The sequence below is a fragment of the Azotobacter vinelandii CA genome, from assembly GCF_000380335.1.
GTDB lineage: Bacteria > Pseudomonadota > Gammaproteobacteria > Pseudomonadales > Pseudomonadaceae > Azotobacter > Azotobacter vinelandii.
Map to the genome: position 1 here is coordinate 5305457 of NC_021149.1, position 23197 is coordinate 5328653.

Sequence of the window (23197 nt, forward strand, 5' to 3'; positions counted from 1 at the left end):
TCCATATGAGAGAGGGGAGAAGCCGCGCCTCACTGTCGGCAATGCGCCGGCGGCAGCACGTCCTGGGCGGCCTGGCGGGTCATCGCGGCCAGTTCGCCGGCGTTCCTGGCGTTGAACACCCGGCCGCCGGTGGCCTGGGCCAGGCAGTTGCCGGCGCCGGTACCGGCGATGTCGACCACGTTGATCTTCAGGTGCGGCTTGCGCCGCGCCAGGTCGCGGGCCACCGCGCAGGGGTCCTGGTGACAGCTCTCCTCGCCGTCGGAGACCACCACCATCACCGACTCGCGGTTGACGCCGTCGAGCATCTGTCCGGCCTTGGCGACGCCGTCGGCCAGCGGCGTGCCCTCCACCGGCTGGATGGAATTCAGGCGCGCCAGCAGGCCGCCACGCTGGACCGGGGTGAAGAAGCCCATGCTGCGCGAGGCGGGGCAGCGCTCGATCAGCACCAGACCGGCGCTGACATCGCTGGGCAGGCGCTGGACCACCGCGGTAGTCGCCTGCTTGGCCGCGGTGATGCGCTTGGGCTCGCGGTACAGGTGGCCGGTGGTGTCGATCCCCGGATTGCCGCCCAGCAGCACGCGCGCGGCGATGTCGGTCATGCCCTGCACCATCACCGCCCGGTCGATCTCCTGCTTGGTCGCCAGCAGGCTGATGTCCATCGAGCCGGAGGCGTCGAACACGATGGCCAGCTCCGGCGCCAGTTCCTTGGGTCGCTCGTCCGGACAGAGGTTCTTGGCGTTGACGATCAGTTGCTGCCGACACTGCTGCTTGAGCTTCGCCTCGACTTCGCCGCGCAGCGCCGGGTTCTGCTTGACCTGCGGGTCCTGGCTGAGCAGTTGCTGCAGGCTGTTGCAGTTGCTACCCGCGGCGACGATGCGCTTGCGCGCCAATTCGACCGGGTCCGGTTTGGGCTCGGGTTTCGGCTCCGGCTTGGGTTCCGGCTTGGGCACGGGCTTCGGTTCGGGCTTGGGCTCCGGTTTCGGCTCGGGCTTGGGCGGCACCGCCTCGACCTTGGGCGCCGGCGGCACCACGGGTTCGGGCTCCGCTTTTTCCTCGGGCACGGGTTCCGGTTCGGGCTCGGGTTCCTCGACCGGCGGAGTCTTTTCCTCGACCGGCGGCTCGGGTTGTTCCTGGACGGCCGGCGGCTCGGTCGCGGCGATCGGCTCCACCGGCGGCTCCTGGCGGCCGAACAGCCACCACCAGAGGCCGGCGAGCAGGGCCAGCAGCAACAGCAGGAGGAGCAGCCAGGGCCACCAGCGGCGTTGCGGCCCGGCGGCGGCGAGGGACGCGGCGCCGGCGGTAGCCAGGGCCGCCGGCGCCGCTCCCGGCAATCCGGCGGCGGCCGGCGGCGGCACGGGCGGTGCGGGCGGCTCGCCGCCGCCCCAGAAGGTCACCAGCGGCTGGCCGTTCAGCGCATAGAGGGTGGCGGTGTCCGGGTAACGCGCGGCCTGGCGCAACAGCTCGGCCTGTCGACTGCCCTCCTCGCCCAGTCCTTCGAGACGCCCGGCCAGTTCCACGATGGAGGCCAGGCGCTCGTCCAGCAGCTGGCGCACCTGGCGCGCTTCCTGCGGCGCCAGCTCGGCGAAGGGCACCGGCTGGCCGCCCAGGTCCGAGTACCACTCGACGATGTCGCCCTCGGCCTGCCTGGGCTTGGCGAACAGGGCCGCCGTGCTCGGCGGCAGGTGGCGGCGCAGGATGGCCGTCAGTTCCGCGTGGCCGGCCAGGGCATCGGCCGCGCTGCGCCCGGCGCTGGATGAACGGGTGATTCGCTTCATGCTCGCCTCGATCGGTCAGCGCAGGCCCAGGTCGCTTTCCAGGCTGGCGAGCCGGGTGCGCAGTTTCTGCAGTTCGTACTGTTTCTGCGCCACCGCCTTTCCGTCGTTCTGGCGGTTGATGCCGGCCATTTCCTTTTCCAGCGCGGCGATCTCGTTCTGCAGGCGCTGGTTGTTGCGGCCCTTCTGCTTGAGTTCGGCGAGCAGTGCGTTCATCGCCTTGTTCAGCGCGGCGTATTCGTCGCGCTGGCGGTTCAGTTCGCGGCCGACCTCGCTGCGCTCCTTGTCGAGGGCGGCATAGGTGTCGCGGAACAACTGGTTGGTCTTGCGCTCGTCGAGCAGGATCTTTTCCTTCTGCTCGACACGCTGGGCGTAGCCGCCGTGCACGTTGCAGCCGAACTTGGTGGCGAAACCGGCATCGGCGTTGCGCGGATCGCACTCCTGCGGGCTCACCGCGCAGGCGCCGAGCGACAGGCCGGCGGCGACAAGGGACAGGAATCGGAAGAATCGGTGCATGGTTCAGCCCAGGCGGATGGCGGAGCGTTGTCGGTAGAGCTGGTCGATCTCGGCTTCCAGGGCGTTGATCTGCCGCTGCATGCTGTTGATTTCGGCATTCAGCGTGTCCATGCGCGCGGCACTGGCGCTGCCGCGTTCGGCGGCGGCCACCTTGCGCCATTCCTCCTGCTTGCTGCGGGCATTGGCCAGCTTGTCGCGGAGGAATACCAGATTGGCGTCGACCTTGGCCAGACGCTGCTGGGCATGGGCCTTCTGCACCCGCTTGGAAGCGATGTCGCTCTGGATCATGGCGATGCTCTGGCGGTCGTCGGCGATCACCGTGCGCGCGGTGCGGCTCAGGTCCTGCAGTTCGAGGTTGTCCTTGCGCACGTCGGCGATGGCCGCGTCGAGGCGCTGCTCGGTGTTGGCGTACTGGCTGCGGCGCTGATCGAGATAGTAGTTGGCGCCCATGCCGACGCCGCAGCCGAGTACCGCCGCGCCGGCCATGCACTCGCCCTTCCTGTCCGGATTGGCCAGTTGGCAGGCCAGCACGCCGACCACCGCGCCACCGGCGCAGGCCTGCCAGCCGGACTTGCTGAAGAAGCGCGCCGAGCTGCTGTTGGACAGCCGCGGGTCGGTCTGTCCCATGCCGGGGCCGTTCAGGGTCTCGCAACCCGCCAACGACAGGGCGAGCACCGCCCAGGCGATTCGTTTAGCCGTGAACGAGGCGACCATAATCTCCAGTCTCGCTGTCTCCGATCAGAGGGATTTGCAGGATTGCAGCCAGTGGGCACGCGCCACCCTGCCATCCTTCAGGTAGGTGCGCAGGTTGTTCCAGTGGGTATCGAGGTAGGTGCGCAGGTTGCTCTTGCCCCGTGCGGCCAACTGCTGCGCCACCAGGCCGACCTGGGGTTCGACGCTGGCCTGGTTGTAGTTCAGGGCCGTGCCGACCACGCTGTCGGCGTAGTAGTTGAGCATGAAATCCAGCACCTTGCGATGACCGTCCAGTTGCTCCCGGCGCGCCTCGCAACGGGCCTTGGGCTCCGTGCCGTCCGCGCCGCAACTGCGACTGTAATTGCCTTCGAGGGTGTCGAGGAAGAGCCCGTCGTCCTTGAGCTTGGTGCAGAGGAAGGCGCCGAGCTGCAGTTCGGAGCGGATCGCCTGGTCGCGCTGTTCGTCGCGCGCCTGGGTATTGGCGCGCAGGTCGCTGCGCAGTTTCTCCAGTTGCCCCTTGAGCACGTCGTCCTGCACGCCCTCGGCGATGCTGGCGATCTCGCTCGCCGGGTCCCGGCCGGCCGGCCGCGCGCCGGCTTCGGCCTGGGCCTCGGGGCGGGTCGTGCCGAGCTTTTTCCAGTCGGCCTCGACCTGCCTGATCCGCTCGCGGGAAGTCAGCGCCGGCGCCACCAGGGCCGGGCGGAAGCCGCCGGTCTTCAGGCGGTTCTGCGCGCTGCCGTCGGTGGCGTAGTAGGGTTGTTCCTGGCGCAGCGCGGTGCGCAGCTCGGCCTGCGGGGTCAGGTAGTTGCCGCCGCGCACGATGTAGCCGCCGGCCTGGCCGTGCTGGCGGTCCAGCTTGTTCAGGTGGAAGGGCTCGAAGAGCATCTCGTCGGCGTTGCCGAGCACGTCGTGCAGGCCGAGCGGGTTGGGCTTGAGCAGGCCGGCCAGTTGCAGCTTGCCGTTGGCCGATTGCGCGCCGGCGAACCAGGCGTAGGCTTCGATGCCCTCCGGCATGGGGAAGCGGCTGTCGCGGAATTCCGCCGGGGATACCGCCAGGCCGCCACGCGCGGCGAACTCCCATTCGACTTCGGTGGGCAGGCGCAGGAAGCCGGCCGCGCCGTCTTCCTTCGGCAGCTTGTCCGGGGCATTCTGGCGCAACCAGAGGTTGTAGCGGTCGGTGAAGGCCACGGCGTCGAACCAGCTCAACCCGGTCTTCGGCAGGCGCAGCTCGGCGGAGGGCTCGGGGCACTGGCCGTTCATCAGCGCGCGGTACTGCAGTTCGTTGACCTCGTACTTGGCCAGCAGGTAATAGCGCCCCGGCTCCGGCTTGGCGACGCTGAAGCTGCCGGCGATATGGGTCGGCCGCGCCTGTTCGAGATAACCCCATTCCTCGCTGTCCTGGCCGAGGGTGACGGCGTAGTCGTCCAGCGGGCTGGCCATCGGCACGCGCACCTGGCGCCAGGCCATGAAACCGCCGCAGGGCATCGGCAGCAACACGTCGTCCTTCTGCGGCTGCGGGTTGTAGTACTTCGCGTCCCAGGCCGCGGCGGCCGGCAGGCTGGCCAGCGCCACCGCCAGTCCCAGCGCCACGGCCGGCGCGCGGCGGCGCTCAGAGATCCCGCAGGCTTTCCGCCGGTTGAATGTGAATCGCACGATACCCTCCTACCGCCGCCACCAGGATGGCGATCAGCAACGCACTGGCGAAGGCCAGCAGAATATGCAGGTTTTCCAGCCGGCAGACGAAGGCGTCGGCGGCCAGGTTGGCGCCCAGGGCCCGGTTGAATACCGTACTGCCGGCCAGATAGGCCAGATAGCCCAGGGCGAAGGCCAGAGAGGTGAGCAGCGCCGCCTGCACCATCACGTAGGCGCCGACCGCGATGCGACGGAAACCGAGCAGGCGCAGCAGGGCCAGGTCCTTGCGCTTGCGGTCGATGTTGGCGAGGAAAGCGCCGGCCAGGGACGCGACGCAGCCGATCGCCGCGGTCCAGGCGATCACCGCGAAGATCAGCCCGAGTACCCGGTCGACGGCCTTCACCGACTCGATCTCGCGCAGCCGGGTGCCGGTCTCGATGCGCTGTCCTTCCAGCCAGGCGGCGAGCGGGGCGACATCGTCCAGGCTGCCGGCGTAGACGCGGGCGCGGGCATAGCGCTCGCGCGGCGGCGGCGCCCGGCCGGCGGCGAAGCCGAGGGCGGGCACCGCGAAGCCGTCGCGAAAATCCTCCATGGCCACCAGGAGATCCAGCGGTACCAGCAGCGCCGGGCGCGAGAAGGCCGTCTCCGGCAGTACTCCGGCGACCGTCAGTTCGCGCTGGCCGCGCTCGCTGTTGCCGTCCAGCTTGCGCAGCACCGCGAGGCGGATGCGCTCGCCGGCGCCTACCTCCAGACGCCGCGCCGCGCTGGCGCTGAGCAGCACCCGGTCGCCTTCCGGCGGCGCGAGGCGCGTGCCGAGCAAGGGATCGCCCGGACCGCTGGGGATGACCTCGGCGTCGGCGACGAAGCGCTGGCTGTCGCGCGCCAGGTCGGCCTGGGTGTTCAGCGAGCGGGTCAGCGGCATGACGAAGCCGACCCCCGGCTGCGCGGCCAGATGCGCGAACCAGGCGCGGTCCAGGTCGTGGTTGCCGAGCAGGCGGATCTCCAGGTTGCGCGGATCGTCGAGCAGTTCGCCGCGCAGTTGCAAAACCACGCCGTGCTTGAGGCCGAACAGCAAAAGCAGCGGCGCGATCACCGCCACCAGCGCGGCGACGATGCACAGCGAGACCTGCCGGTCGTGCCAGAGATCGCGGCTCGCCAGGGCGGCGAGCAGGCCCCAGCCGGGGCGCGCGTCAGGCCGCATCGCGGAACACCGTGCCGCCGCCGCCATCCTCCGGCACGCCCACCAGCCGGCGGATCGCGCAGTCGCGCAGCAGGCCCCAGTCGTGGCTGACCAAGAGGGTGGCGATGCGCAGGCGCTGGCTGGTCTCGACGATCAGCTCGAACAGCCGCCGAGCCTGGAAGGGGTCCAGCGCGGCGGTGGGCTCGTCGGCCAGCAGCAGGTCCGGCTCGTGGGCGATGGCGCGGACGAAGGAGGCACGCTGGCGCTCGCCGATGGAGAGCTGGGCGGGCTTCTTGTGCAGGAGCGGCCGCAGCCCGAGGCGCTCGACGGCTTCCTCGACCCGCTCACCGCCGGCCGGCAGACCGAGCATGCGCCGCGGCAGGGCGATGTTCTGGCGCACGTCGAGAAACGGCAGCAGCCCGCCGCTCTGCGGGACGAAGCCGAGCCGCTGGGCGCGCAGGTCGGCCAGACGCGCCTGGCGGTCCGCGCGCAGCAGGGCGGCGATGTCCAGCGGGGCGCCGGCGTCGCGCTCGTCCAGTTCGTAGCGGTCGAGGTCTTCGGGGCGCAGGATCAGGCCGATCATTTCCAACAGGGTGCTCTTGCCGCAGCCGCTGGCGCCGGTGATGGCGGCCACTTCGCCGCGCGCCAGCGACAGGCGTGGCAGGAGGATGCGGTAGGTGCCGCGGTGGATGGCGAGGTTTTCGATGTGGAGCAAGGGGGGAGTCATGGTCTGTGCATGCTCCGGGTGGGTTCCTGGCCCTGGTGCCGGGCCGAGGCGTTTTCTCTGCCTGGAAGTGGGGAGGTTTCGGGGGGCTGGCGGGAAGGCTTGGTGCCGGGCTGGATACTTTCCTCGGCCCGACCTGCAGGTTTCGCCTTGTACGGCGAGTCACTTTCTCTTTGCCCGCGCAAAGAGAAAGTGACCAAAGAGAAAACGCGCCCGGTCATCCGGCCCCGGCTGCGCCGGGGTTCCCTCCCTCCGGTGCCGCTCCGATACGTTTTTCCTGCCTGGAGCGAAGGGTTTTTCGGGAGCTGGCGAGAAGGCTTGGTGCCGAGCCGGATGCTTTCCTCGGCTGATACGACAGGTTTCGCCTTGTACGGCGAGTCACTTTCTCTTTGCCCGCGCAAAGAGAAAGCGCGCCCGGTCATCCGGCCCCGGCTACGCCGGGGTTCCCTCGCTCCGGCGCCGCTCCGGGGGCACGTCACGAAGGGACGTCCCTGTCCCTTCGTGACTCGCTCGGCGTCCTGCCTCGCGTCCCCCTCCGCAACGCCTGCGCTCGGCCTTCTGAACGGGACCGGGGAGCTTGCCTGCAAACTCGGGATCGATCCTGAAAAGGCTTTTCTGCCCTTCGCTTCGCTTTTCGTTCGCGGAGGCAGGGATTCCTGCAGGCGCATGCGGCTTGGTGTAGGAGCGGATTTATCGGGGCGGCCATCCGCCGCAGCCCTGGCGGCACCTGAAGCTTCATACCTGCGCCGGTCGTGAATGAATTCGCTCCTACAAGGGATCGGGGTGTTGCCCGGAGATTCGGGATCAATCCCGAAAAAAGCTCCCGGCTCCTGGCTCTTCGTTTGGCTTTTCGCGGAGGTGGGAACTGCACCCATTCCCCCTTCGTCGGGCCGAGCGGAGTCGGCATGGAAGGGGTCGAGCGGCATGGATGCCGCGACGACTGCATGGATGCAGGAGGTAGAGCGACGCAGGACGCCAAAGCCGAAAAGCCCGAGGGCCATGGATGGCCCTTCGTGGCGTGCCCCTGGAATGACGACGGAGGGAGGGAACCCCGGCGCAGCCGGGGCCTGACGACGGGGGTGGCCTTCTTTTGGGTTACTTTTTCTTGGCCAGACAAGAAAAAGTGACTCGCCGTGCAAGGCGAAACCTGTCGCTCGGGCCGAGGAAAGTGCCCGGCCCGGCCCCAAGACTCCCTCGCCAGCCAGGATCAAGGCAACGCCTCCAACGGCACCGGATACACATGATCCCGCGGATCGCTCCCCTCGGCCAACGACACCCACCGATCGGCATCGGCGTTGTACTTCTGGTAGTACTTCAACTTGGTATTCAAGCGCCGGATGAATTTCTCCTGCTCCAGCCCCTCCATACCCTTCCAAGTCTCCTCGTCGAGGCTGAGCACCTCGCTGAGGTACGGCAGCCCCTCCAGGTACTCGGCCATCAGGCCCATCTCCGCCAGGGTGGCGGACTTGCCGCCCTTCTGCAGTTGGTTGGGGTCCTTGCCCATGGTCGCGGCCACCGAGCGCAGACGCTCGAACATCTCGTTGGGCGAGATCAGGCCCTCGTTGGCGGCGTCGGCGATCTTCTTCACCACCTCGGCAAGGTCGCTGAGCTGGGCCTTGGTCAGCAGCACACGCACCTCGGTGGTCGGCACGTTCTGCTTGACGAAGTCGCGGTCGCCGATCCAGGCGTGGAACACCGGCGGCGCGCTGGCCCCGGTGGCTGCGCCGAGGTAGGCCAGGCGCATGGCGTGGCCGAGCTTGGCGGTGTCTTCCAGCAGGGTGGCGTCGGCCTTCCCGCCGTAGTCGGCGTCGGCGCCGAGGGCGCTGCCGGCGGCCATTTCGCCGCGGTAGGCGGCCTTGACCTGGCCGGTGATGGCGACGGCCAGGGCGTCGATCTTGCTGCCGAAGTTATCCACGTCGCCGGCGTCCACCGGGTAGTACAGCGGCTTGTTGAGGATCGGGTTGTTCGACAGGTCGCGGTACTGCGCCTCGGCGGAAGCGTGGTTCTTCGCCCCGCTCGGGGTTTTCAGGTGCAGGCTGTAGATGGCCACGCCGCGATGCTTGGCCTCCAGGCGCACCTGGGCGGCGTCGAGGCCGGTGGCGGACAGCGGATCGGTGCCGTCCAAAGCGCCGGCATCGCTGACCAGCACGATGTAGCGGGCGCCGAACCGGGTCCAGTCGATCCCGTCCAGGGCGCGCATGACCCCGGCGTAGGCGTCTTCGTCGAAGCGGCTGCTGGATACCGTGGCCGGCTTCAGTGCGGCCATCTTGGCGAGGAAGTCCTCGCCGCCCTGTACCTTGGCCGGATCGACGTAGAGTTTGCTGACGTATTCCAGCGCCGGCACTTCCTTGATGTTGGAGCGGTAGGCGACCAGGCCGAACCTGACCTGCTCGAGCAGCTTTTCCTGCTCGATGCGCTGGTAGATCTTGCGGATCGCCTCGCGGGTCCGGTCGATGTAGGGGCCCATGGAGATGGTCGAGTCGATGACGAACACCACGGCGGCGCTGAAGCCCTTCAGGGTGTTGACCTCGCCGGCCTTGTCCCGGGCGGCCTGTTCGGCGCTCTTCGGCTCGGCGGCGGTCACCGAGGCGACCTCCAGCTCGCGTACCCGGAAGCCCTTCTCGGTCATGATTTCCCGGGCATCGAGCACCGGCAGCAGATAGAAGCGCTTGGCCAGATCGACGGCGTAGTCCGGCTCGCGGGCGACCACAGCGGCATCGCGGCCCTGGCCCGCCAGGTTGGCGCGGATCGGCTTGAGCAGCTTGCCCGGATCGTCCGCGCCGAACAGCTTGTCGAGCGTCTCGCGCTGGCGGAAGAACAGCAGCGGCTCGCGCCCGGCCGGGTTGGTCAGCGCCAGGGTCATCTGCATCTTCCAGTCCACCGCGCAGCCGGCGTCGATCCAGCCGAGAGTCTCGCCGTAGCTGTCCGGGCCGACCTTGAGCCATTCGCCGTCGCCGACCTTCTGCCGCTGATACACGTAGAAGCGGGTGAAGGCCGGCTGCGGCTTGCCGCCGGCCGCGCCGGGCTGGTCGCCGAGGCGGCAGCTCGGCGTGGTCAGCACGCGCTGGTAGAGAGTCTTCTTGCCGGCCTGCAGCAGGGGCTTGTCGTCGGCCGCCAGCGCCGGGCCGGCACAGGCGCCCAGCAGCAGGCCGCCGAGCAGGGCCATCTCGCGCCACATCGTCGTCTTCCTTCCGCGCGGGTTCATGGTTTCAGGGCCTCCAGGCGCTTCTTGGCGTCGGCGTTGGCCGGATCGTTGGCCAGGGCGATCTCGTACCAGTAGGCGGCGGTTTCGGCATCGGCGGACTTCACGCAGCCGCCGGCGGCGAAGGTCTGCGGGTCGTATTCGCGGGCGTAGGCGAAGGCGATGGCGGCGTCGCCGGCCTGGGCCTTGTGCGCGTAGAGACGCTGCACCACGCCGCAGCGCTTGGCGCGCTTGGCGGCGTCGATCACCTCCAGCACCCGGGCCGTGGGCGGATTCGAGCGCAGGCAGGACTGGATGAAGGCCAGGTCGTCGCCGGCGCCTTCCAGGGCGGTCGCGTCGCAGGGGTTCGCCTCGCCGCCGGACGCGGCGGGCGCCGGCGTCGCGGCCGGGGCTTCCGCCACCGGCGTCAGCGTCTGCGGACGCAGCACGAAGTACCAGTAGGCCCCCAGCCCGATGCCGAGCAGCGCCAGCAGGCCGAGGACCAGCGGCAGCCAGCGGACGGGCCCCGGCGGCGGCGTGACGGGCGCTTCCTCGTCTTCGCGCCTGGCGACCAGCGACGGCTCCGCCCGCGGCTTCTCGACCGGCGGCTCGACGGTCACGGGTTCGGGCTTCGCTTCGGGCGGCGCGGCCCGCGGTTTGGGCGCCGGCTCCTCCGGCTGCGGCTGGCCGACGGCCGACGAGGAGAGGATGTCGCCGACGATGCGCAGCACGCCGGCATCGCTCTGCCCGGCATCGCGCAGTTGCAGGCGGTAGACCATCTTCGGGTCACGGACCAGGGGATCGACCAGCCAGGGGCCGACACTGCCGACCAGCAGTTCGCCGCGCCGTTCCAGGCCGTCGATGGCGTGCCAGACGGGCAGGCTGTCCCAGCCGCCGCCGGCATCCAGGTAGAGGCTGTCCTGGTTGCGCAGCACACTCAGTTCCAAGCCATCTGTGCCGCCCGGCCAGCCGCGCAGGCTCAGTTCGCCGTAGCCGGGTTGGCCGCCGGCGGCGGCCGTCAGTTCGATTCTCAGCATGCGTCAGTCTGCCCGTGCCGATTGGAAGGTGGCGAGGATGCGGCCCAGCGCTTCGTTCTCTTCGAGGCTGATTTCCCGGCCGGCGCTGTGTCCGGCATTTTCCTCGGCGATCCGCGCCAGGGCCACCAGCCAGTCGCCGACGTAGCGCCGGGTGTAGTCCTGGGGTTGCTCCGTCAGGCGCGGCAACTGGCCCGGGGCGATCGGCGGCGCCGGCTGGAACAGCCTGGCGTCGCGCTCGATGCGGCTGTCCGGGCGTTGTTCGAGGGACTGCTCGATGAAGCCCAGCCAGCCGATGAAGTCGCCGAGCACCGTCTTGGCGGTGAGCACCTGGCGGCCGGCGAGCTGCTCGCGTTTGGTACCGACCTGCTCGGTACTGACGATCGCCTGCAACAGGCGCTGCTCCAGGCCGAGGCGGCTGGCGCCGGTGACCAGTTCGTCGATCAGAGCCTCGACCGCCGGCTTGGCAAAGCCCAGGTAGGTCATCAGGCGCACGTCCTCGGGCAGGTGGCGCAGGTGGCCGATCCACTCGCGCAGCACCGCCTGGGCGAAGCGCGCGTCGCTACCGCGCGCCTGCCGCGCCGGCGCCGCGGGCACCGCGCCGGAAGGGCCATTGTCGCCGAAGGGATCGAAACTGTCGTCGCCGTTCAGGTCGAGGCCGAGATTGAGCGCCCCGGCCAGCGGTGCGGCGCCCGGCAGCAGGCGTTCGCCGGCGGCCGGCGGCGGCGCTTCGTCTTCCTCGCCGGCGCGCAGGTAGAGCGCGCGCAGCAGGTCGTCCGGGAGCTGCATGCGCTGCAGCAGCTCGCCGAGCAGCAGGCGCCGCGGCCACAGGGCGTCGGAGATCTGCCGGGCGATGCGCCGCTTGCGCTCCAGCTCGCCGGCGCCCTCGGCCTGGAACCAGTGGCCGAGGCGGTTCTCGATCAGGTGCAGGATGGCATCCAGTTGCTCGCGGATGCGCCCCTGCTTGACCTCGCGCAGGGCGACCTGGCGCAGGTAGCGGCCGATGCGGCCCATGCCGCCGTCGTTCAGCGCCAGCATGGCGTCCCAGGCTTCCTCGGGGTCGCGGACGTGGCGGCGGACCGTCTCGTCCTCGCAGAAGGTCTGGCGCATCAGCGCCAGCGACTCGCGAGCGGCCTCGTGGATGGCCGTTTCCCGGCCGCCGTCGAGGTCGAGGAAGGTCACCTTCATGCGCGGCTTGCGCACCAGGAAGGTATTGTCGAACGGCCGGCCGTCGGCCCAGTCCTGCAGCCAGGCGTACTGGCCGAAGCGTTCCAGCATGGTCATCTTCATCATGCCGCCGCTGCCCCAGCCCAGGCGCAGCAGGTCCTCGCCCTTGTCCAGGTCGCTGCCGATGCGCATGTCGAACATGGTGATCGCCCACAACAGGCCCGGCTTGCGGCGCGCCCGCTCGGCCGGCGTCTCGCCCTGGGTGCGGTCGATCCAGCGGCTCAGCACCGGGCCGACGCTGGTGACGTCCGACTGCTTGTTCGACGGCGTGCAGACGATCAGCACGTTCATTTCCTGGCTGTCGGTGTAACGCTCGAAGAGATAGGCGACCTTGCCGCGCAGGAGGAGCTGCGCCACCGGGTTGCTGTCCTCGTTGTTCACCGCGCGGCGCACCTCGTCCAGCGACTCGACGCCGAGCCGGCCGCGGTAGCCGGGGAAGTCGAGCAGGTCGACCTCTTCGCAGAGCGGTTCACTGGTCGGCTCGACCAGCGGGAAGACCAGCTCGGCGGTGAGCGCCGCCAGTTGCGCCAGGGTCAGCTCGACCTCGGCGCCCAGGGCGCCGTCCTTCCACGGACGCACGGCGATGCGCAGGTCGTTGTCCCGGCCGAGGCGTTCGAGCATGTCCACGTTCATGATGCTGTCGGCCTGCGACAGCCCGCCCTGCGGCGTCGGCCGCACCAGGGCGCCCAGCGGCGCGAAGACCCGTTCGGCGTGGCCCAGGCTGGTCAGGGTACGGGCGAAGGCCAGGTAGGTGTCGCTCAGTTCGGGGATCTCGCCCCAGAAGATCGAGAACAGCCGGGCGCGGTCTTCCAGCGCCAGGCGCGGCGCCAGCTCGACGGCGGCCGGCCAGTAGTAGGCCGCCAGCGCGCCCAGCGAACCCGGAAAGCTGCCCTGCAGGTAGTCCCACAGGTCTACCACGGCATCGGCGTCGACGCCCGGCACCGGATAGGGCTGGCGGCGCCGCTCCAGCTCGCGGAGCAATTGGCGGATCGCCGCCTCCTCGAAGCGGTAGCGCACCTTCTCGGTGTTGAAGTCATTGAAGAAGGAGTTGGCGAGCACCTTGGCCAGCTCGATCTCGGCGAACAGCTTGAGTTCCAGCGGGAACTCCGCCGGCCCCGGCCGGGCGGTACGGCTGAAACGGGTGACCAGCCCGGTGGCCTCCTTGCCGCTGCCCGGCGGGTTGACGTGGACAAGGAAGTCCAGGTGGTCGCCGCCCAGGTCGGTTTCCAGCTTGCCGTTGGCGCCGGCGGCGAGGGTGGCGATCAGGTAGGACTTGCCGGCCTGGGACAGGCCGAAGAAGCCCACGGTCATCGGCAGCGCGGAAACCGCGCCGAGACGCCGCGCGGTGTTGCGCACGCGGCGCAGGCTGAGGATCAGGTCGTCGGCCTCGTTGTCCAGGCGCGGCGCGCTGCGGCGCACCTCGTCGATCCAGCGGATCGCCTCGCCCGCCCCGCCGTAGACGGCGGACCAGCTCTGGGACAGGCGTTCGGGGGATTGGTCAGGGTAGGTCATCGATCGGGGTTCCCTGTGGGGCGAGGCGGCGTTGATATTCTGGGGCTTCGGTGCCGGACCGATACGCTTTTCCTGCCTGGAGCGGAGGGTTTTTCGGAAGCTGGCGGGAAGGCTTGGTGCCGAGCCGAATGCTTTCCTCGGCTGATACGACAGGTTTCGCCTTGTACGGCGAGTCACTTTCTCTTTGCTCGCGCAAAGAGAAAGTAACCAAAGAGAAAGCGCGCCCGGTCATCCGGCCCCGGCTGCGTCGGACTTCCCTCGCTTCGGCATCGCTCCGATACGTTTTTCCTGCCTGGAGCGGAGGGTTTTTCGGGAGCTGGCGGGAAGGCTTGGTGCCGAGCCGAATGCTTTCCCCGGCTGATACGACAGGTTTCGCCTTGTACGGCGAGTCACTTTCTCTTTGCTCGCGCAAAGAGAAAGTAACCAAAGAGAAAGCGCGCCCGCTCATCCGGCCCCGGCTACGTCGGGCTTCCCTCGCTTCGGCATCGCTCCGATACGTTTTTCCTGCCTGGAGCGGAGGGTTTTTCGGGAACTGGCGGGAAGGCTTGGTACCGAGCCGAATGCTTTCCTCGGCTGATACGACAGGTTTCGCCTTGTACGGCGAGTCACTTTCTCTTTGCTCGCGCAAAGAGAAAGTAACCAAAGAGAAAGCGCGCCCGCTCATCCAGCCCCGGCTGCGTCGGACTTCCCTCGCTCCGGCGCCGCTCCGGGGGCACGTCACGAAGGGACGTCCCTGTCCCTTCGTGACTCGCTCGGCGTCCTGCCTCGCGTCCCCCTCCGCAACGCCTGCGCTCGGCCTGCTGAACGGGACTGGGGAGTTGCTTGCAAGTTTGGGGGCAGTCCTGAAAAAGGCTTTTGGCTCTTGGCTCTTCATTTGGCTTTTCGCGGAGGTAGGAACTGCACCCGTTTCCCCCTTCGTCAGGCCGAACGGAATCGCCGCGCAAGGGGTTGAGCCGCATGGATGCGGCGAAAGGTCCGTGGGCCATGGATGGCCCTTCGGGCCGGGCCCCTGGAGCGGCGATGGAGGGAGGGGACCCGGAGCGAAGCGCAGGGCCTGACGACGGGGGTGGCCTTCTTTTTGGTTACTTTTTCTTGGCCAGACAAGAAAAAGTGACTCGCCGTGCAAGGCGAAACCTGTAGGCCGGGCCGAGGAAAACGCCCCGTCCTCACCCCAAAAGCCAGGCCAACACCAACGCGCCCCACTAGTCATTTCCGAAACACACTCCCACTGTCCAGCCAGTACTGCGACTCGCCCAGCCCGGCATCGGGCAGGGTATTGAGCTTCAGCCGCACATGCGCCCGACTCACCGCCCCGTTGTCCGACTCCACCCCGAGCAGTTCGAAACGCTCGCTGCCCTCGGCCGGGTTGCGCGACGGCCTGATCCCCAGGCGCACCTTGAGCACCAGCCCCTTGGACGCCATCTCCTCGCGCAGCCGCGGATTCTCGATGGCGAGAATGTACAGCGGCGCCGCCGACCAGCGCTCGCAGGCCAGTTGGCGAAAGCCCAGACGCATGGTCCCGCGCATGTCGAAGGGGGTGTCCGGCAGGCGGTAGTCGGGATCGTCCAGATCGATGTCGCGGTAGTAGACGTTGCTGTCCTTGAGGACGTTGTTGTTGTCGATCAGCCCCAGGTTCCTGAGCGTCGAGTAGGAGCGGAAGGACGCCACGCGGAAGTAGAAGTTCGGCAGGCGCAGGCCGCGGCTCAGCAGGCAGAGCATGGCGCCGACCGCCGCGGTGGTCTTCGGGTCCTCGATGCGGTCGAGCTTGTTGAAGGGGTACCAGCCGCCGGTACGGTACTGGTTGAGCGACAGGATGCGCCCTGGCGGCAGCGGCAGCAGCTCGCGGAACAGCGCCTGCACGCCGGGCAGGCAGGAGGGCCGGCCGGTGAGCAGGAGCACGTCGCAGGGGTAGGCGTTGACCACCTCGCAGAGCGCCTGGATGGTCTTGCCGATGCTCATGCGGTCGCCGATGAAGGCCTCGTGGATGCGCCGCAGGCTGACGTCCAGCGGGGTGGCGAGGATGTCGAAGGGCGCCGCCTCGTTGCCCAACTGGCGGCGCACGGCGCCGGCGACGTAGTCGAGCACGTCCGCCGTGGGCGTCTCGCCGAGCAGTTCGCCGAAGGTGGCGCTGACCCGGCTGCCCGGCTCCAGCGGATCGTACTGTTCGTAGGCCTTGAGCAGGCGCAGGCCGATCGGGCCGAACACCTGCAGGCTGAGCTGCTGGCGCAGCACGGCCTCCTGCACGGCCAGCGGTTCGCTGCCGATCAGCCGCGAGAGCAACGCCTCGGGCACCGCGATGCCGGCGTGCGACAGCGCTTCGCGCAGCGCCGGCAGGACGAACTGGCGGATCACGTCGAGCAGGATGTCGTCGCCGGCGACCTTGAAGCCGTCGCGGAAGCGTTGTTCCGGACAGATGTAGACGTTACCACCGACGCCGTCGTCGAGGCGGTATTCGGTGATCACCAGGTCGGTGGTGCCGCCGCCGATATCGATCGAGGCGATGGTCAGGCGGTCCCGTTTCGGCTGGTCCGGCCGCGCCATGGCGGCGAAGAACTCCTCCGAGCGGCCGGCGAAGTTGTTCTGCGTCTCGTTGAACAGGTAGACCACCTGGCCGCAGGTGGCCTCGTCCCACTGCACATGGACCTCGGGGAACCAGGGCCAGGCGCTTTGCCGGCTCTGCGGGTCCTTGAGGTCGACGGGGTCGTCCTCGGGGTGCCAGCCGAGGCTTTTCCAGACCAGGCCGATGGCCTGCTCCATGCATTTGGCGAAGATCTCGCGCTCCGGCTTGGGCATCGACGGCGGCACGGTGAGGATGATCGAGCGCAGGTGGCGCGGTACCCGCGAGTGGCTCATGCGCAGGCGCTGCGAGGGGCTGTTGATCTGCATCAGCGCCTGGCCGAGGACCTCGGAAAGCATGAAGGTCATCAGCGAGCTGCGCGAATAGTGCGGGTGGAACACCGGCATGCGTTCGTCGAAGGGCAGCGTGTAGAGCGCCTGGCCCTTCTCGTTGATCAGCCCGGCGACCGGCGCGGCGGTGGCGTGCGGTTCGCTCTCGGTGCGCAGCGCGGCGCAGTTGAAGCGCCAGCCCGGCTCGTAGCTGTCCTCGTCCCACAGATAGCGCTTGGGACTCGACAGCCCGGTCGAGCCCTCGGTGCCGCGCCGGCGGCCGGCCAGGCGCCCGGCCTCGCGGCCGACGCGGGCGATGGTCGGCCAGAGGAAGGCCTCGCGGCGGCCGCTCTGCACCGAGAAGTGGTCCTTGCCGAACATCGCCTGGGCGAATTCGACGCGGCTCTCGAAGGGCTCGGGGTAGACGTGTTCGGGCCGGGTCAGGTCGCGCAGTTCCAGTTCGTAGCGCTTGCTCAGGCCGTCGTTCTCCTGCGGATGGTCCTCGATCAGGATGCCGCAGGTGCGCGAGTTGCCGACGTCCAACACCATGTCCACCGGGATCGCCTTGTGCACGTCGCTGTCGCGGTTGGACACCACCTTGAGTTCCGGCACCGGCAGGTAGCTGCCGAGGATATGCAGCAGGTTGAGGTAGTGCGCCTGGTGCTGGAGCTGCTCGCACTCGACCTGGATGTCGTCGGGCTGCATGCGCAGCGGCGGCAGCCGCGCCTGTTCGCTGAACACCTCGCGCAGCCAGCCGTCGATCCAGCCGAGGTCGAGGAACCAGCCCATCTCGTCGGCCCGGTGGGCCAGGGCGAAACTGGCGCCGGCGCGGACGTCCTCGCGGGTCGGCGCCAGGTAGGCGGTGGCCTCGTGGCTGTCGAAGACCTTGGTGTCGAAGGCGACGGTGACGCGATGGGTGTTGCCGTCCGGGTCCTCGCCCTCGGCGAGTTCGACGATGCGCACCCGCGACCAGTTGCTCGGACCGTCGTCGAAGCGCCGCGGCGGGCTGCAGCGGAAGAACGGCAGGGGCAGCCAGATCCCCTTGAGCAGGCGCAGCGAATCCTCGGGCGCCACGCTGAAGGCGGGCGTCACCGCCCTGCCCGGCTCGGCCGGATGATGGAAGGTGCTGTTGCGCGGGTCGAACAGCAGGCGCACCAGCGGGCCGTCGCTGCGCGGCCGGACGAACTCGCCGGCCGGCTCGCGGCGCAATTCCAGTCTGACGGCGAAATCCAGGAACTGGATGCCGCTGCCCATGATCAGGGTGATCCTGTCTTCGTAGTCGGTCTTTTCCGGAAACATGCTGCCTGTGCTCGCCTCAGTTGCCGCCCTGGCGGATCGACATGGGGAATTCCTGGTCGCCGTAGCGGCCGGTACAGTCGGCCGCGCTGCGCGCATCCGGCTTGCAGGTCACTTCCGGCATGCGGTAGTGGCTGCCGTCGCTGCAGGTCGCCTGGCCCTGGCTGGCGATCGCCAGGCTGCCGCCCTGCACGGTCGCGTTCACCGGGCCCGCGCAGCGCACACCGTCGTCACGGCGGATGCTGACCTGGCCCTTGCCGTCCTTGAAGTCGTAACCCAGCTGCAGCGGCTTGCCGGTCTTGGCGTCCTGGATGCCGGCGCCGGCCCGCCAGTTGCCGTCGAGGAAACGGGTCGAACCGCTCTTCAGCGCCTCGGGCGGAATGCTCATGGGCTTGGCGCCTTGCTGTTCCCCGGCTCCTTTTTCCTGCTCCTGCGCGGCCTTCGGGTCTTGCGCCGGCTTTTCCTCGTTGAGTTGCGGCGGAACCGGCGGCTTCTGTTGTGCGTCTTCGGGCGTCGCCTCCGGCTCCTTCTCTCCGTCCCCGGCGGACGGTTGCCGGTCCTGCGTCGCCTCTTCGGCCGCGGGGTCAACCGCCGCGGCTTCGCCCGCTTCGGATTCGCTCGCCGATCCCTCTTCGAGCGGCACTTCCTCGACAGTCATTTCGCCGTCCGGTACCGGCACGCTACCTTCTCCCTCGGTTCCGACGACACCGGCCGCGCCCGTCACGCCCACCACCTCCTCGCGCAGCCGGACCTCTTCCGCGACCCTTTCCCTGGCCGGCAGGCCGGGCAGGTCGACATGCGACAGATCGAAGGGCAGTTCGACGGTCGGCGCGCAGGCGCGCATGAGGAACAGCAGCAACAGCAGGAGCAGCGGCAGGAGCAGCAGCCACAGCCAGCGCCGCCAGCGGGGTTTTTCCGCAACCGCGGCCGCGGCTGCCGCCGCAGGCGTCACGGGCGGCGGCAAGACGGTGTCCGCCACGGGGGCCGGGGCGGGCCTGGCGACCTGCAGGCAGGCGAGAGGATCGGGCGACTGGCCGTCCTGCTGCCGGGTGAAGCCCCAGAAGGTGACCACCGGCCGGCCGTCGACCAGATAGACATGGTCGGCATCGGGAAAATACAGGGCCTTTTCCAAGAGACGGCCGAAGACCTGCTTCTCCCGGTTCTGCACGTCGTCGCGCATGTTCTCGCCGGTGGCCCGCAACCGGGCCTGCATCGCCTCGAGCCGGGCACGGGCCTGGATGCGCTCTTCCGCGGTGGCCGCCGACCAGGGCACTACGTCGCCCTCGAACGGCGCGTACCAGTCGATGCGGTCCCCCGCCTCGTTGGATTGCGGGATGGCCAGGCAATCGGCCGCCTCGCGCTGCATCTTCAGGCGGATGGCCTCGCGCAACTGCAGCGCCACGCCGTGCACCGGCTGGCCATCGACGCCGAGCGCCCTGAATTCCCGCAGCGTTCCGGTACGAAGCAATGCACCCGGCATCCTGGTCATCCTTTCTCCCGGCCGGTCCAGTGGAGGTCCGGCCTTGCTGAACTATGTCGACACTCCGGCACGCAGGCGAATCCCCCTGGCTCGTCCGCTCGCCACCGGCGAGTCGGACGATGCCGCCGCTGCGGCCCCGAGGAACCGGGCGAGCCCGCCGCCCGGAAAGCCTGCGGCGCGGCTCATTCTCGCCCGGTCGCCGCTTCGGAAGCAAACCCCCACCCGTCCCCGCCGGGACTGTCGGACAGCGGGGCGAAGCGGGAGTTGCGCGGCGACAGCGCCGGCCCCGGATCGTGAAGGAGCGGGCACCCATGGCGGGCGTTCCCGTCGAGGCGGAAGAAAACCTGCAGCGGAAAAAGATATCGGCCAAGGGGAACACGCCCCGGCGGGTCCCGACCGGCAACCATCGACCACGTCCATATTCAGGTGCCTGCGCCAGTACGGCGCGATTCCGAGGATTTGCCGAACCCGGACGGAACGACTCGTCGCACGGGGCGGATAGTGCTCCTCTTCCTTTCCAGATTCATTCCCGCTCTTCTTTCAGCGGGCAGAATTGCGGCGAGCGGGGGTATCTCTGTAAATATTATTTAATTTTTATATATAAAAAAGACATTCAACAAATACGAAATAATAAATAAGTTTTTGTTTTTATTGAAAAATAAACGCCATAACGGCCCATTGTGACAGCTATCGATTTGATCTATATTTTATATATTAAGTTATATAGAATAGGGAATTTCCATGCAGCACCCCGCATCTCGCCTGCCCCTTTTGGCGGGCGGCCTCTGTCTTTGCCTGAACGGTCTGTCCCAGGCCGATGACAATGTCTTCGAACTCGGCCAGATCTTCGTGCTGGGCAGCCATGGCGACGCCAGCCGCCTCGACAACACGGACTCGGTGGACAGCCGGGACATGCGCCTGCACGACCGCGAAACCGTCGGCGAGGCGCTCAACCTGATTCCCGGGGTCAGTCTCAGCAAGACCGGCGCTCGCAACGAGCAGATGGTCTACGTGCGTGGCTTCGATCTGCGCCAGGTGCCCGTCTTCATCGACGGCATCCCGGTGTACGTGCCCTACGACGGCTATCCCGATCTCGGCCGCTTCACCACCTTCGAACTATCCAGGATCGAGGTCTCCAAGGGCTTCAGCTCCATGACCTACGGCCCGAACACCCTGGGCGGGGCGATCAACCTGGTGACCCGGCGGCCGCAGGAGGAATTCGAAGGCGAGATCGGCACCGGTTTCAGCTTCACCGACCGAGCGGAGAACAACGGCGAATGGACATACGCCAACTTCGGCACCCGGCAGGACAACTGGTGGGCGCAGATGGGTCTGTCCTACCTCAACGAGGATTATTTCCGCCTGCCCGGCAACTTTGACGACGAACGCCTGGAGGATGGCGGGCGGCGCGGCAACAGCGACCGCAAGGACAAGAAGATCAACTTCAAGGTCGGCTTCACGCCCAACGACACCGACGAATACGTGCTGGGCTACGTCAAGCAGGACGGCGAAAAGGGCAACCCCGCCTACGCCGGACACCTGGGCGGCAGCTACAACCGCTTCTGGCGCTGGCCCAAGTGGGACAAGACCAGCTACTACATCAACACGGTCACCGCTTTCGGCGATCACAAGGTCAAGGCCCGCCTCTACCACGACATCTACAAGAACGACCTGTACTCCTACGACAACGACAGCTACAGCACGCAGAAAACCTCCCGGGCGTTTCGCAGCTACTACGACGACTACAGCACCGGTCTCAGCCTCGAGGACGAGTGGACCCTGGACGAAAACAACCAGTTGCGCCTGGCCTTCCACCACAAGCAGGACGTACACCGCGAGCACGACGCCGGCGAGCCCAAGCAGCGTTTCGAGGACGAAACCCAGTCCCTCGCCCTGGAGTACACCCGCAAGCTGACCGAACGTCTCACCCTGATCGCGGGTTTCTCCCATGACCGGCGCAACGGCCGCGAAGCCGAGACCTACACCAGCGCCGCCGGCCTGTTCGAGGAGGAAGGCGGGCGCGAATCCACCAACAACGGCCAGCTCGGGCTGTTCTTCCAGGCCGACCCGCGGACCCTGTGGCGCTTCACCGTGGCGCGCAAGAGCCGCTTCCCGACCATGAAGGATCGCTACTCCTACCGTTTCGGCAGCGCCCTGCCCAACCCCGACCTGAAAACCGAGGAAGCCACCCATTTCGAGATCGGCTACAAGCGTGCCCTGAGCGACAGCCTGGAACTGGATCTGGCGCTGTTCCGCAGCCACGTGGACGACCTGCTGCAATCGGTGCGCGTGGCCGGCAGCGCCTGCTCCAACCCGCCCTGCTCGCAGATGCAGAATGTCAGCGAGGCGCGCATGAACGGCGTGGAAGCCTCGCTGAACGGCAACCTGGGCGCCTGGGAAGTGAACTTCAACTACCTCTACCTCAACCGCCAGAACCGCTCCTCCGACGACTCCATACGGCTCACCGACACGCCCAAGCACAAGGGCTTCCTCAGTATCGGCCGGTGGTTCGGCCCATGGCACCTGATGGCCAGCTCGGACGCTTCCTCCAGCCGCTACAGCTCCACCGACGGCACCCAGGAAGCTTCCGGATTCGTGGTCTTCAACCTGAAGGGCGGCTATCGCTTCGACAACGGCCTGCAACTGGACGCCAGCGTGCAGAACCTCACCGACCACGAGTACGAATACAGCGAAGGCTATCCCGAACCGGGCCGCACCTTCGTCGTGCAGGCCAACCTGACTTTCTGACGGGGTCCATCATGCTTTTTCCCGCCTCATTGACCCGCCGCCGCCTGCTCGGCGGCGCGCTGCGACTCGGCCTGCTCTGCGCGGCGCCTCCCCTGTTGGCCGCCCCGCGCGAGCTGACGGTGCTCACCAGCTACCCGGAAGCCCTGATGTCGCATTTCGAAGACGCCTTCGAACGGGCCCACCCCGACATCCGCCTCAACCTGCTATGGCGCGCCCCGAACGACGCCCTGGGCTATCTTTCGCAGCCGGATCAGGGCGGCGTGGACGTTTACTGGGCCGCGTCGCCGCGAACCTTCGAAAGCCTGCGCCAGGCCGGCGCTTGGCGGCCGATCGGAATAGATCGTACGGGACTGCCCGAACGTGTCGGCACCACCCGGCTGTCCGCCCCGGACGGCAGCTACCTGGCCACCGAGTTGGCCGGCTACGGTTTCGCCTTGGACCGCCGGGCCCTGGCCGAACTGGGCGTGGCTCCCCCGGCGGACTGGAGCGACCTGGCCGATCCGCGCCTGGCCGGGCGCATCGCCCTGCCGGTGCCCAGCGAAGTCGGCTTCGCCCCGGTGATGGTCGACATCGTCCTGCAGGCCTACGGCTGGGAGCGAGGCTGGGCCCTGTGGAACGAGATCGCCGGGCTGTCCTATCTGGTACACCGCGGCTCGACCTTCGTCAGCGACGAAGTGACCGGGCAACGGGCCGCGGTCGGCCTGTCCATCGACTTCTTCGTCACCGGCGCGATCGCCGGCGGCGCGCCGCTGGAATTCGCCTACCCACGGCATGGCGGCCTGAACCCGGCCCACGTGGCCATCACCGCCGGCTCGAAACAGGTGGAAGCGGCGCAAACCTTCGTCGCTTTCCTGCTCTCGGAATCCGGCCAGCGCCTGCTGGCGCATCCGGATATCCACCGCCTGCCGGTGCGGGAATCGGTCTACCCGCAGTTGCCGGCCGGCTATCACGACCCGTTCCGGGCCGCGGCCGCCGGCGGCTACGACTACGACAACGATCTGGGCCGCGCGCGCCTGGGCGTGGTCAGCGCCCTGTTCGAGCAGATGCTGATACGCCAGCACGAGGAACAGCACGCGCTCTGGACCGCCATCCACCAGCGCGAGGCCCGCGACGGGCAGCGCCTGACGGCGATACGCGAGCAGCTTTGCCAGCCGCTGATCGGCGAAAAGGAAGCCGGCGACCCGCAATTGCAGGCGTCCTTCCGCCGGGTCGAAGGCGACCGGACGGCCGCCAACGAGATCGAGGCACGCTGGGGCGAACAGGCGCAGCAGCGCCGCCGGCAGGTCCGGCAGCAACTGGAGTCGCTGGGCTGACGG

General features: G+C 68.3%; 13 protein-coding genes. 2 read left to right on the forward strand and 11 right to left on the reverse strand.

Features of this window, described 5'->3' with window-relative positions:
* Window positions 1-29: 29 nt before the first annotated feature.
* From AVCA_RS23730 to AVCA_RS23780, 11 genes are all read right to left on the reverse strand, one after another.
* Window positions 30-1775, reverse strand: a complete 1746-nt coding sequence (locus AVCA_RS23730; RefSeq protein WP_012703626.1) for a VWA domain-containing protein — start codon at window positions 1773-1775, stop codon at window positions 30-32.
* 15 nt (window positions 1776-1790) lie between these two features.
* Window positions 1791-2288, reverse strand: coding sequence for a coiled-coil domain-containing protein (locus tag AVCA_RS23735; protein ID WP_012703627.1), 498 nt, complete (start codon window positions 2286-2288; stop codon window positions 1791-1793).
* A 3-nt stretch (window positions 2289-2291) separates the two neighbouring features.
* Window positions 2292-3002: a hypothetical protein gene (locus tag AVCA_RS23740; RefSeq protein WP_012703628.1), complete on the reverse strand. Its 711-nt coding sequence runs from the start codon at window positions 3000-3002 to the stop codon at window positions 2292-2294.
* A gap of 24 nt (window positions 3003-3026) precedes the next feature.
* Window positions 3027-4553, reverse strand: coding sequence for a formylglycine-generating enzyme family protein (locus AVCA_RS23745; RefSeq protein WP_012703629.1), 1527 nt, complete (start codon window positions 4551-4553; stop codon window positions 3027-3029).
* A gap of 37 nt (window positions 4554-4590) precedes the next feature.
* Window positions 4591-5814, reverse strand: a complete 1224-nt coding sequence (locus tag AVCA_RS23750) for an ABC transporter permease (RefSeq protein ID WP_012703630.1) — start codon at window positions 5812-5814, stop codon at window positions 4591-4593.
* Window positions 5804-6508: an ABC transporter ATP-binding protein gene (locus tag AVCA_RS23755; protein WP_373878230.1), complete on the reverse strand. Its 705-nt coding sequence runs from the start codon at window positions 6506-6508 to the stop codon at window positions 5804-5806. Before AVCA_RS23755 ends, AVCA_RS23750 begins: the two co-directional genes overlap by 11 nt.
* A gap of 1216 nt (window positions 6509-7724) precedes the next feature.
* Window positions 7725-9695: a vWA domain-containing protein gene (locus AVCA_RS23760; RefSeq protein ID WP_012703633.1), complete on the reverse strand. Its 1971-nt coding sequence runs from the start codon at window positions 9693-9695 to the stop codon at window positions 7725-7727.
* Between the two features lie 23 nt (window positions 9696-9718).
* Window positions 9719-10735, reverse strand: coding sequence for a hypothetical protein (locus tag AVCA_RS23765; RefSeq protein WP_012703634.1), 1017 nt, complete (start codon window positions 10733-10735; stop codon window positions 9719-9721).
* 3 nt (window positions 10736-10738) lie between these two features.
* Window positions 10739-13471: a putative virulence factor gene (locus AVCA_RS23770; protein WP_012703635.1), complete on the reverse strand. Its 2733-nt coding sequence runs from the start codon at window positions 13469-13471 to the stop codon at window positions 10739-10741.
* A gap of 1206 nt (window positions 13472-14677) precedes the next feature.
* Window positions 14678-17656: a virulence factor SrfB gene (locus AVCA_RS23775; protein WP_012703637.1), complete on the reverse strand. Its 2979-nt coding sequence runs from the start codon at window positions 17654-17656 to the stop codon at window positions 14678-14680.
* Between the two features lie 16 nt (window positions 17657-17672).
* Window positions 17673-19133 (reverse strand): SrfA family protein, encoded by a 1461-nt coding sequence (locus AVCA_RS23780; RefSeq protein WP_012703638.1) that lies wholly within the window; start codon window positions 19131-19133, stop codon window positions 17673-17675.
* 741 nt (window positions 19134-19874) lie between these two features.
* Between AVCA_RS23780 and AVCA_RS23785 the strand changes: the two genes are divergently transcribed.
* Entirely contained in the window at window positions 19875-21881 is a 2007-nt protein-coding gene (locus AVCA_RS23785; RefSeq protein ID WP_012703640.1) for a TonB-dependent receptor plug domain-containing protein, read from the forward strand.
* A gap of 11 nt (window positions 21882-21892) precedes the next feature.
* Window positions 21893-23194, forward strand: coding sequence for an ABC transporter substrate-binding protein (locus AVCA_RS23790; RefSeq protein ID WP_072432490.1), 1302 nt, complete (start codon window positions 21893-21895; stop codon window positions 23192-23194).
* Window positions 23195-23197: the final 3 nt, after the last annotated feature.